The following is a 17,864-nucleotide window of genomic DNA, read 5'->3' on the forward strand; positions in this document are numbered from 1 at the left end:
TCCGATTCCCCGGTGGGTACCGTTGACGTCATGGCTGACCTGCCCTTCGGCTTCTCCGCTGGAGACGACCCCGACCGTGAGAAGCGCGGGAAGAACGATCCCGACTCCGGACCGGGCGCGAACCCGTTCGGTTTCGGCGGCGACTTCGACATGGCCAACCTCGGGCAGTTGTTCACCCGTCTCGGTGAGATGTTCGGTGGTGTCGGCAGCGCGATGACGTCGGGCACGGCCGGACCCGGCGCCGGCCCGGTGAACTACGACCTGGCCCGCCAGGTCGCGTCCAGTTCGATCGGGTTCGTCGCGCCGATCCCGGCCACCACGAACTCGGCGATCTCCGACGCCGTGCATCTGGCCGAGACCTGGCTGAACGGTGCCACGGCGCTGCCGGCCGGGACGACGAGGGCCACCGGCTGGAGTCCCACCGACTGGGTCGACAACACCCTGAAGACCTGGAAGCGGCTGTGCGATCCGATGGCGCAGCAGATCTCGTCGGTCTGGGTGTCCTCACTGCCCGAGGAAGCCAAAGGCATGGCGGGTCCGTTGCTGCAGATGATGTCGCAGATGGGTGGCATCGCGTTCGGGTCGCAGCTGGGTCAGGCGCTGGGCCGGCTGTCCAAAGAAGTACTGACGTCGACCGACATCGGGCTGCCGCTGGGACCGCAGGGAGTGGCCGCGATCCTGCCGGACGCCGTGGAATCCTTCGCTTCCGGGCTCGAGCAGCCGCGCAGCGAGATCATGACGTTCCTGGCCACCCGCGAGGCCGCCCATCACCGCCTGTTCAGCCATGTTCCCTGGTTGTCCAGTCAGCTGCTGGGCGCCGTCGAGGCATACGCGCAAGGCATGCAGATCGACATGAGCGGGATCGAGGAACTGGCCAGGGACTTCAACCCGGCGTCGCTGGCCGACCCCGCCGCCATGGAACAACTGCTGAGTCAGGGCGTCTTCGAGCCCAAGGCGACACCGGCGCAGACCCAGGCTCTGGAGCGGCTGGAGACCCTGCTGGCGCTGATCGAGGGCTGGGTGCAGACGGTGGTGACCGCGGCCGTGGGCGACCGACTGCCCGGTGAAGCGGCGCTCAGCGAGACGCTGCGCCGGCGTCGGGCCAGCGGCGGTCCCGCCGAGCAGACCTTCGCCACCCTGGTCGGGCTCGAGTTGCGGCCCCGCAAGCTGCGCGAGGCGGGGGCGCTGTGGCAACGCTTGACGGAGGCGGCCGGGATGGACGCGCGCGACGCGGTCTGGCAACACCCGGACCTGTTGCCCAGCGCCGACGACCTCGACGACCCGGCGGCGTTCATCGACGGGGTGATCGGTGGCGACACCAGCGGCATCGACGAAGCGATCGCGAAGCTGGACCGCGAGATCCGCGAGACCGACGATCCCGGCGCTGTGGATAACTGAGCGTGGCAGGTGCCCAGACGCGGCACCGTGATCCGGTACTAAGACCCGCCGTCACCGCCCCTGCCTCCCTGACCGAGGGTGCCGACGCCGACGGCCTGACCGTTGCCGCCGCCACCGCCCCCGCCGTAGGCGCCGGCGGTGCCACCCTGACCACCTGCGGCGGAACCGCCGCCTTGGGCGAAGATGGCACCGGGGCTGCCGGGCTGGCCGGCGGTGCCGCCGACGCCGCCGCCGACAGGCCCGCCGGTGCCGCCGGTGCCGCCGATGCCGCCCGCGATGCCTCCGCCCCCGCCCCCACCGCCGACGCCGCCGGCGAAGCCGTGGACGCTCGTGACGACTCCGGAGGCGCCCCCACCGCCCAGGCCGCCGCCTGTGCCCAGGCCGCCCCGGCCACTGGCGCCGAAGGACGCAATCTGACCAGATGACGCAGCGCCGCCACCGCCGCCGCCACCACCGGGACCACCTGTGGTTCCGGCCGGGCCGCCGCCCTGGCCCCCGCCGCCACCGTAGGAATAGTCGAAGCCGGCGGGCCCGGACCCGTTGGTGTTGGCAAACGACCCGGCTTGACCGCCGGTGCCCCCGGTGCCGCCGGTACCGCCGTGGCCGCCGCCAGTGCTGATGCCGCCCTGGCCGCCGCCTCCGCCACCACCGCCGGAGGCCCCGGCGGCGGTGCCCTGGGTGATGAGCTCGACTCGTCCACCGGCGCCGCCGGTGCCGCCGTCGCCGCCGTTGTAACCGGCGCCGCCCTGGCCGCCGGAGCCGCCGTAGCCGCCGGTGCCGCTGACGACGCCATTGCCATTGAAGTCGACCGCGCCGCCGGAGCCGCCAGTGCCGCCGGAGCCGCCGTCGCCGTCATGGCCGCCGATGAATCTGGCCAACCCCTGAGCTTGGCCGCCGGATCCGCCGGAGCCGCCGGGGCCGCCTTGCCGGCGGTGCCGCCGGTGGTGATTGCCCCGCCCGTCCCACCCACGCCACCGGTACCGCCGGTGCCGCCGTTGCCGAACAACATGCCGCCGTTGCCACCGGTTCCCCCGGTTCCGGCCAGACCACCGGCGACACCGGGCATGCCACTAATGCCGGCGCCGCCGGCCCCACCTTGGCCGCCGTTGCCGAACAACCAGGCGTTACCGCCTTTGCCACCGGGCTGCCCAGGCCGCCCCGATCCGCCGTCGCCGCCGTCGCCCCACAGCAGCCCGCCCGGACCCCCGTTCTGCCCGGTTCCCGGCGCACCATTGGCGCCCTTGCCGATCAGCGGGGTCCCCAGCAACAAGTTTGTGGGCGCATTGATCACTCCCAGCACTTGTTGTCCGAGCACATCCAACGGCGCGGCGTTGGCCGCCTCTGCCAGCGAATAGGCGCCCCCGGCGGCGCTCAGGGCCTGTACGAACTGGTTGTGAAACGTCGCCGCCCGAGCACTGAGCGCCTGAAAGTCTTGTGCGTGGCCGGAAAAGAGCCTCGCGATCGCCACCGAAATTTCGTCAGCCCCGGCAGCCAGCACTTGTGTCGTCGAGGTTGTCGCCGTCACGCGGGCTGCGCCGAGGATCGACTCGATGCGGCCCAACTCCGCTGCCGCCGCCGCCATCGTCTCTGGTAACGCGATCACAAAAGACACGTTTGTACACCTCCGAGCAAACCTTTGACTGTCACTTGGCCGGTGGTCTCGGCCCGTCAGGTAGGTGCAACGTAAGCGAGGTGCCCGCAGGGAACTTGAGTAGTCAACTACCTAATTTCTGCTGTGGTCGCTTACCGCTGTGGATAGCTGAATACGGCGCTACGGCCAGGCGTGGCAGCGTGACACGTCATGAGCCGGCCCGGCGCTTGCCTGTATTCGCTGAATCCGGCGATGCCAGTGTTGATGCGGCCAGACGGTGTGGTGCAGGTGGGCTGGGATCCGCGGCGCGCGGTGCTGGTGCGGCCCACGGCGGGTCTGACCGCGACGGGGTTGGCCGCGGTGCTGCGGTCCATGCGCTCACCGGTGCCGATGATCGAACTGCAGCGTCAAGCCGGCGGAGCGGACCTGACCGACCTGGTCACCCAGCTGGTCAGCCATGGTGTCGCGACGAGCCGGCCCCGCAAGGCCGCCGGTCGAGCGGCGTCGATCCGAGTGCACGGACGGGGGCCGCTGTCGGATCTGCTGGTGCCGGCGCTGCGCAGCTCGGGCGCGCGCATCGGGCACAGCAGCCAACCCCACGCGACGATGTCCACCACCACCGTCGACCTGGTGGTGCTCGCCGACTACCTGGTGGCCGATCCGCGCATCGTGCGTGACCTGCACACCTCGGGCGTCCCGCACCTGCCGGTCCGGGTGCGCGACGGCACCGGGCTGGTCGGACCGCTCGTCATCCCCGGCGTCACCAGCTGCCTGAGCTGCGCCGATCTGCACCGTCGCGACCGGGACGCGGCGTGGCCGGCGATCGCCGCGCAGCTACGCGACACCGTCGGGGTGGCCGACCGGGCCACCCTGCTGGCGACCGCGGCGCTGGCGCTGAGCCAGGTCAACCAGGTGATAGCCGCCGTGCGCGGCCAGCAAGCCGCCGCGCCGTCGGCGCTGAACGCCACGTTGGAGTTCGACCTGAACGCCAGCGCGATCGTGGCCCGCCAGTGGACGCGCCATCCGCTGTGCTCGTGTTAACCCAGTCGGCCCTGCTCGGGGACGTTCGTGCAGACCGACGCATACGCCCGGGACAACGTGTCCAGCACGTCCTCGGTCAGGGTGCGCTCGTTGCGGTGCTTGTCCAGGGTCTCGATGATCGCCCGGAACAGGGCCTCGGCGGTGTCGTGCTGGGTTTGCTTGGCTGACATGGGACGCTCCACTCCTTGGCGCAGTGACTACATAGGTCTGTGCTGGCGGGGACGATGCGCAATCAATGCAACGAATGCCCTGAGCGTCATGGATGATAGTTACGTGTCAGAAATCAAGCGTGGCCGCGCGGCCCGCAATGCGAAGCTCGCCAGCCTGCCGGTCGGCATGGCCGGCCGGGCGGCTCTGGGCTTCGGAAAGCGGCTAACCGGAAAGTCGAAGGACGAAGTCAACGCCGAGCTGATGGAGAAGGCCGCCAACCAGCTGTTCACCGTCCTGGGCGAACTCAAGGGCGGCGCGATGAAGGTCGGTCAGGCGCTGTCGGTGATGGAAGCCGCCATCCCCGAGCAGTTCGGTGAGCCGTATCGCGACGCTCTGACCAAGCTGCAAAAGGACGCCCCACCGCTGCCCGCGGCCAAGGTGCACCGGGTGCTCGACGCCCAACTGGGCACCAAGTGGCGCGACCGGTTCAGTTCGTTCAACGACACCCCGGTGGCCTCCGCCAGCATCGGTCAGGTGCACAAGGCCGTCTGGGCCGACGGGCGCGAGGTCGCCGTCAAGATCCAATACCCGGGCGCCGACGAGGCGCTGCGGGCGGACTTGAAGACCATGCAGCGGCTGGTCGGTGTGTTCAAGCAACTCGCGCCGGGCGCCGACGTCCAAGGCGTGGTCGACGAATTGATCGAACGCACCGAGATGGAGCTGGACTACCGGTTGGAAGCCGATAATCAGCGTGCATTCGCCAAGGCTTACGAGGACCACCCGCATTTCGCGGTGCCGCACGTGGTGGCCAGCGCACCCAAAGTGGTGATCCAGGAGTGGATCGACGGCCTGCACATGGCCGAGATCATCCGCAACGGAACGCGCGAACAACGCGACCTGATCGGCATCCGGCTGCTGGAGCTCACCTTCGACGCGCCGCGCCGGCTGGAGATGCTGCACGGCGACGCGCACCCCGGAAACTTCATGCTGCTGCCCGACGGGCGGTTGGGCGTCATCGACTTCGGTGCCGTGGCGCCGCTGCCGGGGGGTTACCCGATCGAACTCGGGATGACGATCCGGCTGGCCCGGGACAAGAACTACGACCTGTTGTTGCCGACCATGGAGAAGGTCGGGTTCATCCAGCCCGGTCAGGATGTGTCGGTTCGCGACATCGACGAGATGCTGCGCCAGTATGTCGAGCCCATCCAGGTGGAGGTGTTCCACTACAACCGAAAGTGGTTGCAGCGGATGACGGTGAGCCAGTTCGACCGGTCGGTTGCGCAGATCAAGACGGCGCGGCAGATGGACCTGCCGCCCAAGCTGGCGATCCCGATGCGGGTGATCGCCTCGGTCGCCGCGATCCTGTGCCAGCTGGACGCGCGGGTTCCGATCAAGGCGCTGTCGGAGGAACTGATTCCCGGCTTCAACGAGCCGGACACCGTAATGGTCTGAGTCACGGGTGACGCCACCGCGAAATCTGTGAAATCGCGGCGGCGTCACACGTTCGGCTACGCGGCTTGCTTGCGCGGGCGTCCGCGGGGACGCTTGCGGCTGACGATCGAGCCTCGCTCGAAGATCTCACCGCCCCACACACCCCACGGTTCGGCCCGGTCGAGCGCGGCGGTCAGGCACTGCCGCCGGACGGGACAGTCCGTGCACAGCGTCTTGGCACGCTCGAGGTCGGCCGGGGTTTCGGCGAACCACAGGTCGGGATCGCCGGCATGACATGGCAGGGCCGGCCGCGTCTTTATTGGGACCGTCGATGCCGACATGTCCTCTTCACCTGCTTCCTGGTCGGTTGGCTGTCTAAATCGGCGATCCGGACCAGGTCGGGAAGTGTTTCCCAAAAGCTATGGCCACGGATCCTGGTGACGTCGGGTCCGTGGCCATTTGGCGAAACTGGGCTCTACTTTGCTATGCGAGGCCCCAATCCACGGACGCGTCAGTCGCGGCGGCGACACGGTGCTTACCCGCGGCCGCCGACGCGGCGGCATGTGCGGTGCTCGGTACACGGGTAGCCGCGCCTACGCCGAACGCATTTACGTCGATCGTGTTGAACATCGCGGGCCACCCTCCTTTCATGTCGCCTGAGCGCCAATACCGAGATTCGAGGGTAATGCGTCGCGGCCCGTCGCCACAAACGATTTTCTGACCTGCGGTTTCATGCTTGCCGCATCATTTCGAGCAAGTCGGGCCCATACTGGGCCAGCTTGGTGGCGCCGATGCCGGGAATCGCGATCAGGGCGTCGTCGTCGGCGGGCCGCATCTCGGCGATCGCGACCAGGGTGTTGTCACTGAACACCATGAACGGGGCGATCTTGTGTTCCTTGGCCTGCTCGGTTCGCCACGCCTTGAGTTTGAGCAGCAGCTCCTCGTCGACGTCGCCGGCGCAGGTGGTGCAGCGCCGCAGCATGATGGCCGCCGGTGTGGTCAGGTCCTTGTTGCAGATCCGGCAGCGCGACGGGCCGCGGTTACGGCGCTTGGTTGGCGCCGGGTCGGCGCGCGAGTGGGGCGCGACGCCGTTGAGGAACCGCGACGGCTTGCGGCTCTGCCGTCCGCCCTGGGCCCGCGCCAACGCCCAGCTGAGCGTCAAATGGACTCTGGCCCTGGTGATTCCGACATAGAGCAGGCGGCGTTCCTCTTCGACCGGCTCGCTGTCGGGGCCGTGCGCCAGCGCGTGCGAGATGGGCAGCGTCCCATCGGCCAACCCGACCAGGAACACCGCGTCCCATTCCAGGCCCTTGGCCGCGTGCAGCGAAGCCAGCGTGACGCCCTGCACCACCGGCGGGTGGCGGGCATCTGCCCGGGTCCGCAGCTCGGCCACCAGGCCGGGCAACTGCAGATCGGGACGCTGCGCGACCTCGTCGTCGACCAGTTCGGCCAGCGCCGCCAGCGCCTCCCAACGCTCGCGTGCCCGGGTGCCGGTCGGCTCCTGGGCCGTCAGACCCAGCGGTTCCAGGATCTCGCGGACCACCTCGGGCAGCGGAGCTTCGGCCATCTCGGACCCGCGCTGCGCGGCTCGTTGCAGGGCCAGCAGCGCCTGCTTGATTTCCTGACGGTTGAAGAATCCCTCCCCGCCGCGGACCTGGTAGGCGATGCCGGCTTCGGTCAGCGCTTCCTCATAGGCCTCGGATTGGGCGTTGACCCGGTACAGAATCGCGATTTCGGATGGCGCCGTGCCGGATTCGATGAGCCGCGCGATCGACGACGCGACCGCGGCGGCCTCGTTGGCCTCGTCCGGGTGCTCCCGGAAGGACGGCACCGGCCCCGGCGCGCGCTGGCCGACCAGTTGCAGTTTGCTGCCCGCCACCCGGCCCCGGGCGGCGGCGATCACCTGGTTGGCCAGGGACACGACCTGCGGGGTGGACCGGTAGTCGCGTTCCAGCCGCACCACGGTGGCATCCGGGAAGCGCCGGGAGAAGTCGAGCAGGAACCGCGGCGAGGCTCCGGTGAACGAGTAGATGGTCTGGTTGGCGTCGCCGACGACGGTGAGGTCGTCCCGGTCACCCAGCCAGGCGCAGAGCACCCGCTGCTGCAGCGGCGTGACGTCCTGATATTCGTCGACGACGAAGCAGCGGTAGCGATCCCGGAACTCGCCGGCCACGGCGGGATCGTTTTCGATGGCCGCGGCGGTGTGCAGCAGCAGGTCGTCGAAGTCGAGCAGGGTGACGTCCTCGTCGCGGACCTTGAGCGCCTCGTAAGCGGTGTAGACGGCCGCGACCTTCTCGACGTCAAGCGGGGTGTCGCGGCCGGCGGCTGCCACAACGCCGGCGTAGTCCTCGGGGCCGATCAACGACGCCTTGGCCCACTCGATCTCGCCGGCGAGGTCGCGCACGTCGTCGGTGCCGACGTTGAGGCGGCACCGGCTGGCCGCGCGGGCGACGACGGCGAACTTGGTGTCCAGCAGCTCCCAGCGGGTGTTGCCGACCACCCGCGGCCAGAAGTAGCGCAGCTGGCGATGCGCGGCGGCGTGGAAGGTCAGTGCCTGCACCGAGCCGACGCCCGCGCCGATCTGGGCGGCGGCGTCCAACGAGCGCAACCGCGAGCGCATCTCCCCTGCCGCGCGCTGGGTGAAGGTCACCGCCAGCACCTGCCCCGCGGCGACGTGACCGCTGGCGACGAGCTGGGCGATGCGGTGGGTGATGGTGCGGGTCTTACCGGTTCCGGCGCCGGCCAGCACGCACACCGGACCGCGCGGCGCCAGCACGGCTTCGCGCTGCTCGTCGTCCAGGTCCGCGATCAAGGGGTCGACTACTACCGGCATGGCGTCCATCTTGGCTTCGATCATGGCAGGGCCGGCCGACAAAAGCGGTTCGCGGCGGGGGCCGCGCCCGGAATGGTTCATCGCCCGGTTACGTTAACGAGTCATGACCAACGCTGCGCTCACTGTCTACTCGACCACCTGGTGTGGCTACTGCTTCCGGCTCAAGACCGCGCTCAAGGCCCAGGGCATCGCCTACGACGAGGTGGATATCGAGCGCGACGCTGCGGCAGCGGAGTTCGTGAGCTCCGTCAACGGTGGCAACCGCACGGTTCCGACGGTCAAGTTCGCCGACGGGTCGACGCTGACCAACCCCAGCGTTGCCGAGGTCAAGGCGAAGCTGGGCTAGGCCACGGGCTGGACACGGCCGGTTGCCCGCGTAATTGGTGCCCCGGCCCGGGCCTGTCGGACCTTACGATAAGCACCATGGCATTGGCGCTGGTCGGGCGGGCGACCTTGGTCGTTTGCTGCGTGGTCTCCGCGCTGACGGGATGCTCGCAGCACAGCACATCAGCGGCGCCGAGGCCTACCGCGACCGGAGCGGACGCGTTGATCGTCAGCGTCGAAGAGGTGCGGCGTATCGCCAATTACGAAGAACTCAACGCCCATGCCCACAACGATCTGCGACACCCGCCGGTCGGTGACGTCAGCGCGCCGGGGCCGTGCCGGGCCGCCGGGACCAGCGACCTCACCTTCGCCGGCGGCTGGACGGAATTCCGCAGCGCCGGCTACAGCGGGGTCACCGACGACATCGACCCGGGTGGGCTGGCGCTGGTCGACTCGGTGAGTCAGGCCGTCGCGATCTACCCCGACGAGCATGCTGCGCGCGGCGCGCTCGATCAGCTCGAAGTCTCGCTGAACGCCTGCGTCGCCCTGCACGACCCCAAGTACGACTTCACGCTGGACAAGCCGACGCCGTTGTCATTGCGGATCACCGACAACGGCTGGAGTCACCAGTACCGGGCCAAGAATTCGGTGTTGATGTCGGTGGGGGTCCTGGGAATCGAACCAGCCGAGCGGATCGCGTCCACGATCATGGACGAGATCGCCGGCCGCGTCAGGTAGCGGCCCAGGATTCGATGATCACCCGGGCGATCGAAATCGACCCGGGCAGAAGCAGTTTCGAGTCCGTCGAGCTCGTCCAGTCGCCGGCCTCGAGTGCGGCACGCACCTCGTCGCGGGTGAACCAGGCCGCCTCGGCGATCTCGCCGTCGTTGAACGAGAACTCCTCGTCCGGATCACCCAGCGCGTGGAACCCGACCATCAGGGAACGCGGGAACGGCCAGGGCTGGCTGCCCAGATAACGGACGTCGCGGACGGTCAGACCGATCTCCTCGCGGATCTCACGCGCGACGCACACCTCGAACGACTCGCCGGCCTCGACGAAACCGGCCAGCAGCGAGAACATCCGTTGCGGCCAGACCGCCTGGCGGGCCAACACGGCCCGGTCGCCGCCGTCGTGCACCAAGCAGATCACCGCGGGGTCGACCCGCGGGAACTCCTCGTGCCCGGTGAGCGGATTCACCCGCGACCAGCCGGCGCGGGCGGGTTTGGTCGGAGTGCCGTCGACAGAGCTGAACCGGGCACTGTCATGCCAGTTCAGCAACGCCAACGCGGCCGACACCAACTGGCTGCTGGTGTCGTCGATGATGCGGCCCAGACGGCGCAGATCAAGCACCTCTACTTCGCCGGGCCCGTCGTCGGGGGGTTCCAGCGCGGCACGGATCGCCCAGACGTGGCGGCCGCCTTCGATCCGGCCCAGGAACACCGCGTCGGCTGGCGGCCTGTCGCCAAGCGCCGCGGCAGGTCCGAGCACGACCTGGCCGTTGACCGCCAGCACCTGATTGCGTGCGTCGACGCGAAGCAGCGCCGCTTGCGCCCATCCGGCGATCGCGGCGTCGACGTCGGTGCGCAGCTGGTCGGCCCGGTCGGCGCCGACCCGGGACAGTAGCGGGACTTCGCGCAGTCGGAAATCCAGCGACATCAGTGCCCCGCGTGACGGACGTAGAGCAGGCGGTCGCCGCCCTCGATCGCGTCCACTTCGGGTGCGTCGATGCGCAACAGTTGCCCGTCGCGAACCACGCCCAGCACGATGTCGCGCAAGTGCCGCGGCGACCCGCCGACTTCGGCCTGCTCCACCTCGCGCTCGGCGATCGCCAGACCCGCGTCGGGAGTCAGCAGGTCTTCGATCATCTGCACGACGCTGGGCGTGGTGGTGGCCAGGCCGAGCAGCCGGCCGGCGGTCTCGGAGGAGACCACCACCGAGTCAGCGCCGGACTGCTGCAGCAGATGCTGGTTCTCGGCCTCCCGGATGGACGCGACGATCTTGGCCTTCGGGGACAGCTCCCGCGCGGTCAGCGTCACCAGCACGGCGGTGTCGTCGCGGCTGGTGGCCACGACGATCGAGGCCGCATGCTGGGCACCGGCCAGGCGCAGCACGTCGGACTTGGTGGCGTCGCCGTGCACGGTGACCAGGCCCGCGGATGCGGCGCGGTCCAGGGCGGTGCGGTCGGTGTCGACGACGACGATCTCGCCGGGGGCCACCTCGTCACCGAGCATCGCGGCGATCGCGGTCTTGCCCTTGGTCCCGTAGCCGATGACGATGGTGTGGTTGCGCACTCTGCTCCTCCAACGCTGGATTTTCAGTGCCTGCCGCGACGTTTCGGTGACGACCTCGAGTGTGGTACCGACCAACAAGATCAGGAACGCGATGCGCAGCGGCGTGATGATCAGGACGTTCGCCGCGCGCGCGAACTCTGAGATCGGGGTGATGTCGCCGTAGCCGGTCGTGGACAGCGTCACTGCCGAGTAGTACAGGCAGTCCAGGAAGGTCAGGCGGTCGCCTTGGGAGTCGTGGTATCCGTCCCGGTCGAGGTAGACGGTGACGGCACCGAGCAGCAGCGCCGCCAGCGCAATCGCGATGCGGCGGGAGATGATGCGCACCGGGCTGGCCTGTCCCTGCGGGATACGCAGGACGCCGACGAGCGCGTAACTGGGCTGGGCGGTCAATCTCTCGTCGAGACGTCTCAGCCGCCAGCTGCCTTTCGCCACGGAGTCATGTAACCACGATCAGGCGGGACGGGGGCGACTGGAGTCGGTCAGCAGTACGGCCAGTTCGTCGGCGCCGGGCAGCACGTCGGGGACCACGGTGGTGCCGCTGCGCACGTAGTGGAAGGCGGTGCGCACCGAGGATTCCGGGCAACCGTGCAGGGCAGCCCACGCCAACCGGTAGACCGCCAGCTGGATCGCGGCCTGCCGCTTGGCTTCCGGCCCCCGCGGCGGCTCACCGGTTTTCCAGTCCACGACGGTGGTGCCGCCGTCGTCGTCGGCGAACACCGCGTCGATGCGGCCGCGCACGACGATGCTGGCGATCGGCATCTCGAACGGCACCTCGACCGCGATCGGGGCGCGGGCCGCCCACGGCGAAGCGGCGAACTTGTCCTGCAGCGCGGCCAGTTCCGCCGAGTCGCCGACGTCCGAGTCGGCCGCGCCCGGCAGATCGCCGAGGTCGAACAGCAGCTCGGCGCCGTAGAATCGCTGCACCCAGGCGTGAAAAGCGTTGCCCAGCAAGGCGTGCGGATCGGGTCGCGCGGGCAGCCGGTGGATCAGCCGCACCGCGGCGCCCTCGGGGTCGCGCGCGAGTTCCACCAGTCCGCTGACCGACAGCTGGCCCGGCAGGGCGTGCTCGACTGCCTGCGTTGCGCGTACCCGCTCGGCCAGCAGCGCGTCGACGTCGGCGGCCCAGCCTTCGACGTCGGCCGGCTCGGTCTCGGGGGGCTCGACCGACATCGCCGCGGCCACCAAAGCCGCCCCGCGTTCGGTGTCCCCACGCCGGCCGGACAGCGGATCGACCGGCCAGACAGCCTCGACAACGTTGTCCCGCAACGGGTTTGGCTCACCGTCGGCGGGTGCGGGCGCCCAGTGGTCCACCGCTCCGCAGGGTTGACCCGCCTGCGCCGAGGCATCGATGACGGCCTTGAGTTCAGCCAGGAACTCCGAGGGGCCGCGCGGCTTGAGGCCGGTAGCTCCCCAGTGGTGACCGGACACCAATAGCGTGTCCTCGGCTCTGGTGACAGCGACGTACAACAGTCGGCGCTCCTCGTCGATGCGTCGCCGATCGAGTTCTTGGCGGTGCTCGAAGATGATGTCCGACAACTGTTTCCGGTTCGTGACGTTTGACGTGTCCAGCACCGGCACGCCCAGGGCGCCGGGTTGGGCGCGATCTCCGCGCAGCAGCGGCGGCAGTTCCCCGGGGTCGCTCAGCCAGCTGCTGCGCGACGCGGTCGACGGGAAGATCCCGCCCGAGAGGTGCGCCACGGCCACCACTTGCCATTCCAGACCCTTGGCGGCGTGCACGGAAAGTATCTGGACCCGGTCGCGGGCCACCACCGGTTGGGCGGCGGCCAGGCCGTTCTCGACCTGCGTTGCCGCATCGAGGTAGGCCAGCAGGCCGGTCACCGAGGCACCGGAGTCACCGGCGCGCTCGGCGTAGCCTGCGACCTCGTCGGCGAACGCGTCCAGGTGCTCGGTGCCCGACCACTCCCCCGCGGCCTTGGCACGGACCTCGCAGTCGAGGCCCAACACGCGACGGACCTCGGCGACCAGATCAGGCAGCGAATATCCCAGATGGCCGCGCAGCGCGGTCAGCTCGCCGGCGAGGGCGTTGACGCGCTGGTATCCGGCGGCGGAGTAGCCCTCGGCGGGGCCGGGATCGCAGATGGCATCGGCCAGGCAGGGGGTGTCGGCGTCCGGGCCGCACGATTTCGCGATCGCCTCGGCCGTGGCCGGTTGCGCCGTCGACGGCGAGCGGTTCAAGTCTTGCGCGCGCCGCCACAGTGCGGCGATGTCGCGGCCGCCGAGCCGCCAGCGCGGACCGGACAGCACCCGCATGGCCGCGGCACCGGCCGTCGGGTCGGCGACCAACCGCAGCATCGCCACCAGGTCGGCGACCTCCGGGACCGCGAGCAGCCCGGCCAGGCCGACGACCTCGACCGGAATCCCGCGCAGCCGCAACGCGTCCGCGATGGGTGCGGCGTCGGCGTTGCGGCGCACCAGCACCGCCGCGGTGGGTGGGGCGGCGTCATCCTCGCGGGCCTGCCGGTAGCGGTGCTGCAGCTGGTCGGCGATCCAGTCGCGTTCGGCCTTTACGTCGGGCAGCAATGCGCAACGCACTGTTCCGGGTGGGGCGTCCGGGCGGGGACGCAGTGGGCGCACCGCAACCGAACGGCGCCTCGCCTCGGCCGAGATCGCGTTGGCCAGGTGCAGCGTGGTGGGCGGGTTGCGCCAGCTGGTGCGCAATTCCAGGGTCGGTGCGGGCGATCCGTCGGCGAGCGGGAAGTCGGTGGTGAACCGGGGCAGGTTGGTCGCCGAGGCGCCGCGCCATCCGTAGATCGACTGGATCGGGTCGCCGACCGCGGTCAAGGCCAAACCGTCGTCGCGCCCGCCGCCGAACAGCGACGACAGCGCAACACGCTGCGAGTGCCCGGTGTCCTGGTATTCGTCGAGCAGTACCACCCGGTAGCGGCTCCGTAGGTCTTCGCCGACCTGTGGAAACTGCGCTGCGAGCCGGGCCGCGGAAGCCATCTGCATCCCGAAGTCCATCGCCTTGTCGGCCCGCAAGCGTTCCTGCAGCGCGTCCAGCAGCGGTACCAGTTCGGCGCGGGCGGTCTGGGTGGCCAGCATGCGCAGCAACGATTGGTTGGGTCCGCTTTCGCGCTGCCGCGGACCGGCCGGCAATGTGTGCACCAGCCGTTCCAGCTCGACGTGGGTATCGCGGAGCTGCCCGGTGTCGACGAGGTGTTCGGCGAGCTGGCCTGATAACCGCAGCACCAACGAGGTGACGGCGGCCGGGGTTTTGTCGGTGCGCAGTTCGCCGCGGTACCCGGTGACGACGTCGAATGCCAGCTGCCACAGCTCGGTCTGGGTGAGCAGTCTGGTGTCGGGCTCGACGGGCAGCAGCAGTCCGTAGTCGCGCAGCAACGAGCCGGCGAACGCGTGATAGGTGCTGACCGCGGGTGCGCCCGCAGGTTCGGCCATCCCGCCCGGGCTGAGGTCGAGGCTCGCCAGCCGGGCCAGGCGGGTCCGGACCCGGCGCAGCAATTGGCCCGCGGCCTTGCGGGTGAAGGTCAGCCCGAGCACCTGGCCGGGTTCGGCGTAGCCGTTGGCGATCAACCACACCACCCGGGCGGCCATGGTCTCGGTCTTGCCGGCGCCGGCTCCGGCGATCACCACCAGCGGACCCGGGGGTGCGGCGATCACCGCGGCCTGCTCCTCGGTCGGCGGGAAAATGCCCAGCGCAGTTGCCAATTCGGCGGGACTGTAGCGCGGCTTCACTGCGCCGGCCCGTCGGCGTGGGCCGGGCACGACGGCCGGACCGGGCAGTGTGCGCAGCCGTCGTTGCGGCGGGCGACGAACTGCGGGCCGGCCGTCGCCTCGGCTGCCCGGCGGACCAGGTCGCGCCAGTGCTCACGGGCCTGTGCGGTCAGCGGATCCTGTTCGCGCTGAGTTGCTCCCGCGGCTCCGGTCTTGCCGGGATAAACCAGCCGGGCGCCGCCGGGCTCGGCACCGGCGGGCATCATGCCCTCGGCCACGGCCAGCTGATACATCGCCAGCTGGGCGTGCTGCTGAGCGTCGTCCTTGGTGACCGGTGTTTTGCCGGTCTTGACATCGACGATGACCAACCGACCGGCGGCGTCGCGCTCGAGACGGTCGACGCGGCCGCGCAGCCGGACCTGTCGTCCGTCCCCGCTGGATGCTTCGAGCGTCCCGTCGACCGCGACCTCGACGCCTACCTCGGTCAGCTCACCGCGGGTCTGCGCACGCCACTCGACGAAGGCCTGGATCATGGCGCGGTGCCGGTCCAGCTCGTTGGCCGAGTGCCAGTCGGCGTCGAACGGCAGGTGCTGCCACACCCTGTCCAGCGCGGCCAGCAGTTGCGTTTCGGTGCGGTGCGGTTCGGCGATCAGCGCGTGCAGCATCGAGCCGACCGTGGAGCGCAACTCGCGGGGGTTGGTCCCGCCGTGCCGTTCGACCAGCCAGCGCAGCGGACAGTCGTTGAGGGCCTGCAGGGTCGAGGGCGTCAACGTCACCACATCCCCGGCGCCGCACAGCGGTGCTGCGGTACTGGTCGGGACCAACCCGTGCCAGCTCGACGGATCCGCGCCCGGCACACCGGCTTTGGCCAGCCGCGCCAATTGTGTTGCCGCACAAGCACGGGTGGCCTCATCGACCGCGCCGTCCGCCGCACATACCACGGCCCGCAGCCGACCGACCACCGCCGCGGTCGACAACACCCGCGGTGTCGAAACAGGTTGCGCCGCAACACTTTCATCGTCGGCGAATTGGGCGATCTCGGCGAAGAACGGCGACGGCAGTGCGGCGTCGTGGCCGTCGGCGTCGCTGTCGACCGCGGTCACCACCAGCCGGGTCCGCGCGCGGCCCATCGCGGCCACCAGCAACCGGCGTTCCTCGGCCAGCAGCGGCGCCCGAACCGAAGCGTCGTCGCTGATCCCGTCGAGTTGATCCAGCAGCCGTTGGGTGGCCAGCACGCCACCACGCGGAATCGTGTTGGGCCACAACCCGTCCTGCAATCCGGCAATGACCACCAGGTCCCATTCGTGTCCCAGGGCGGCATGCGCACTGAGCACCCGGACCTGCTCGGCCGGCGACGCCGCATCTCGGTTGGGCCGTGGCAGCTGCCACGCTGTCACGTGTTCGATGAGGCCGGGCAGTGACGCACCGGCCGTGCTGGACACGTAGTCGTCGGTGAGATCGAACAACGCGGTCACGGTTTCGAGGTCCCGCGCGGCCTGGACGGCCGCCGGACCGCCGCGTTCGATAGCGGTCAACCAGCGCCGTTGCAGGCCCGACCGGTGCCATGCTGCCCACAGCGTGTAACGCGGATCCAGCCCGTCGCGATGGGACCGTGCTGCCGCCGCCAGCACGGCGCGCAGCCGTCGCAGCGCGCGGGCCTGCGGACCGGACACCGGCTGGTCAGAGGTGAGTGTCTGCACCAACCGTTCGGTGAACGTGCCGGGCTGGTCTCGTCGCAATGTCCTGCGTAGCTGCCGCACCGACACCGGATCGACGCGACCGATAGGCCCGGTGACCAGCGCCAGGGCCTGGTCGCCGTCGAGTCCGTCAGCGGTGGCGGCCAGGACGGTGAGCAGCGCACGCACCGCAGGTTCCTCAGCCGGCGACCCACCCGCCGCCGGTATCGCTACCGGAACACCGGCGGCGGCCAGGGCTCGCGGCAGGCGCGCACCGGCGCGAGGCACCGACCTGACGATCACGGCCATCTGCGACCACGGCACGCCGTCGACGAGGTGAGCGCGGCGCAGGGTGTCGGCGATCAGCGCGGTCTCGGCGTGTGCCGAGGCGGCCCGGCGCACCGTCACCGAGCCGTCGTCGGTTCCGGTGCCCTCGATCCGCCGGCCGGCACCGGCACCGGGCAGCCGCATCGCGATCCCGCTCACCGCGTGGGCCACGGCGGGCGCGCAGCGATGCGACACCGTCAGCGTCACCGATGCGCCGTCGTCATCGAGCAGCAGGGCGGGCTCGCCACCGCGGAATCCGAACACCGCCTGATTCGGGTCGCCGGCGATCAGCGCGACCTCGGCGCCGACCGCCAGTGCGCGCACCAGACGCGCCGCCTGCGGGTCGAGTTGTTGTGCGTCGTCGACCAAAAGCACACGGAGACGGGCACGTTCGGCGGCCAGCAGGTCGGGATCCACGGCAAAGGCCTCCAGAGCCGCGCCGACGAGTTCGGCGGCACTCAGTGCCGGTGCGGTGGCCTGCGGGGCCGCGGTGCCCACGGCCGCACGCAACAGCATCACCTGCTCGTACTGCTTGGCGAACCGGCCGGCCGCGACCCACTCCGGCCGGCCGCTGCGGCGGCCCAGCCGTTCGAGCTGGTAGGGGTCCACACCGCGTTCGGCGCAGCGCGCCAACAGGTTTCGCAGTTCGGTGGCGAAACCGGCGGTGGTCAGCGCGGGCAGCAGGTGAGCGGGCCACGATGCGCCGTCTTCGAGATCGCCGGCCAGCAGTTCCCGGATGATGGCGTCCTGCTCGGCGCTGGTCAGCAATCGGGGCGGGGCGTCGCCGGCGCGTTCAGCGGCCCGCCGCAACACCGCGTAGGCATAGCTGTGCACCGTGCGCACCAAGGGTTCGCGCACCACCGGACGACCGACGCTCGACCGCAGCAGCGCCGCCGTCAGAGCGCTGCGTTCGCGTGTTCCGAGCCGACCCGAACCGGTAAGCAGCAGAATGGATTCCGGCTCGGCACCACCAGCCAGCCGGGTGATCGCCGCCTCGACCAGCAGACGGCTCTTTCCCGTGCCCGGGCCGCCCAGGACACGCACCAGGCCTCCCAACCCCGGCTGCAGAACCTGCTGCGCCGCGCCCCAGCTGTGTGTCATGTCAGGG

At 70.1% G+C, this 17,864-nt stretch carries 12 protein-coding genes and 2 pseudogenes; 5 read left to right on the forward strand and 9 right to left on the reverse strand.

Annotation, left to right across the window (positions count from 1 at the left end; all coding sequences use genetic code 11):
* Window positions 1-12: 12 nt before the first annotated feature.
* Complete coding sequence (locus AC5Y46_RS21650; protein ID WP_499992976.1) at window positions 13-1,398, forward strand: zinc-dependent metalloprotease; 1,386 nt, start codon at window positions 13-15, stop codon at window positions 1,396-1,398.
* 38 nt (window positions 1,399-1,436) lie between these two features.
* On the opposite strand, the pseudogene AC5Y46_RS21655 reads toward AC5Y46_RS21650, so the two are convergent.
* Window positions 1,437-3,010: pseudogene (locus tag AC5Y46_RS21655) on the reverse strand (PE family protein).
* A gap of 189 nt (window positions 3,011-3,199) precedes the next feature.
* On the opposite strand from AC5Y46_RS21655, the gene AC5Y46_RS21660 reads away from it, so the two are divergent.
* Window positions 3,200-4,030 carry a TOMM precursor leader peptide-binding protein gene (locus AC5Y46_RS21660; protein WP_499946170.1) on the forward strand — a complete coding sequence of 277 codons (831 nt, stop codon included), beginning with the start codon at window positions 3,200-3,202 and terminating at the stop codon, window positions 4,028-4,030.
* Here AC5Y46_RS21660 and AC5Y46_RS21665 read toward each other — a convergent pair.
* On the reverse strand, window positions 4,027-4,200 hold the full coding sequence (locus AC5Y46_RS21665) for a hypothetical protein (protein ID WP_499992978.1): 174 nt from the start codon (window positions 4,198-4,200) through the stop codon (window positions 4,027-4,029). The genes AC5Y46_RS21660 and AC5Y46_RS21665 overlap by 4 nt on opposite strands.
* Window positions 4,201-4,288: 88 nt before the next feature.
* Between AC5Y46_RS21665 and AC5Y46_RS21670 the strand changes: the two genes are divergently transcribed.
* A complete protein-coding gene (locus AC5Y46_RS21670; RefSeq protein WP_499946172.1) occupies window positions 4,289-5,632 on the forward strand; it encodes a macrolide-binding ATPase MABP-1 in 1,344 nt (447 codons plus the stop codon).
* 56 nt (window positions 5,633-5,688) lie between these two features.
* Here the strand turns inward: AC5Y46_RS21670 and AC5Y46_RS21675 are convergent, their stop codons facing one another.
* The 3 genes and pseudogenes from AC5Y46_RS21675 to AC5Y46_RS21685 form a co-directional block, all read right to left on the reverse strand.
* A complete protein-coding gene (locus tag AC5Y46_RS21675) occupies window positions 5,689-5,952 on the reverse strand; it encodes a WhiB family transcriptional regulator (protein ID WP_499946173.1) in 264 nt (87 codons plus the stop codon).
* A pseudogene (locus AC5Y46_RS21680) lies at window positions 5,928-6,241 on the reverse strand (hypothetical protein). The gene AC5Y46_RS21675 and the pseudogene AC5Y46_RS21680 overlap by 25 nt, the downstream one beginning before the upstream one ends.
* Window positions 6,242-6,341: 100 nt before the next feature.
* Window positions 6,342-8,444: an ATP-dependent DNA helicase UvrD2 gene (locus AC5Y46_RS21685; protein WP_499992980.1), complete on the reverse strand. Its 2,103-nt coding sequence runs from the start codon at window positions 8,442-8,444 to the stop codon at window positions 6,342-6,344.
* 103 nt (window positions 8,445-8,547) lie between these two features.
* Between AC5Y46_RS21685 and mrx1 the strand changes: the two genes are divergently transcribed.
* A complete protein-coding gene (mrx1, locus tag AC5Y46_RS21690) occupies window positions 8,548-8,790 on the forward strand; it encodes a mycoredoxin Mrx1 (RefSeq protein ID WP_499946175.1) in 243 nt (80 codons plus the stop codon).
* Window positions 8,791-8,867: 77 nt separating this feature from the next.
* Window positions 8,868-9,506, forward strand: coding sequence for a sensor domain-containing protein (locus AC5Y46_RS21695; protein WP_499946176.1), 639 nt, complete (start codon window positions 8,868-8,870; stop codon window positions 9,504-9,506).
* On the opposite strand, the gene nudC is transcribed toward AC5Y46_RS21695, so the two are convergent.
* The 4 genes from nudC to AC5Y46_RS21715 are packed head-to-tail and all read right to left on the reverse strand — an operon-like array spanning window position 9,499 to window position 17,857.
* Window positions 9,499-10,425, reverse strand: a complete 927-nt coding sequence (gene nudC, locus AC5Y46_RS21700; protein WP_499946177.1) for an NAD(+) diphosphatase — start codon at window positions 10,423-10,425, stop codon at window positions 9,499-9,501. The two genes, AC5Y46_RS21695 and nudC, sit on opposite strands and share 8 nt — an antisense overlap.
* Window positions 10,425-11,492, reverse strand: coding sequence for a potassium channel family protein (locus AC5Y46_RS21705; protein ID WP_499946178.1), 1,068 nt, complete (start codon window positions 11,490-11,492; stop codon window positions 10,425-10,427). Before AC5Y46_RS21705 ends, nudC begins: the two co-directional genes overlap by 1 nt.
* Before the next feature lie 18 nt (window positions 11,493-11,510).
* Window positions 11,511-14,804, reverse strand: coding sequence for an ATP-dependent helicase (locus AC5Y46_RS21710; protein WP_499946179.1), 3,294 nt, complete (start codon window positions 14,802-14,804; stop codon window positions 11,511-11,513).
* Window positions 14,771-17,857, reverse strand: a complete 3,087-nt coding sequence (locus AC5Y46_RS21715; protein WP_499946180.1) for an ATP-dependent helicase — start codon at window positions 17,855-17,857, stop codon at window positions 14,771-14,773. The genes AC5Y46_RS21710 and AC5Y46_RS21715 overlap by 34 nt, the downstream gene beginning before the upstream one ends.
* Window positions 17,858-17,864 lie beyond the last annotated feature (7 nt).

It is taken from the genome of Mycobacterium sp. NGS59 (assembly GCF_059812345.1).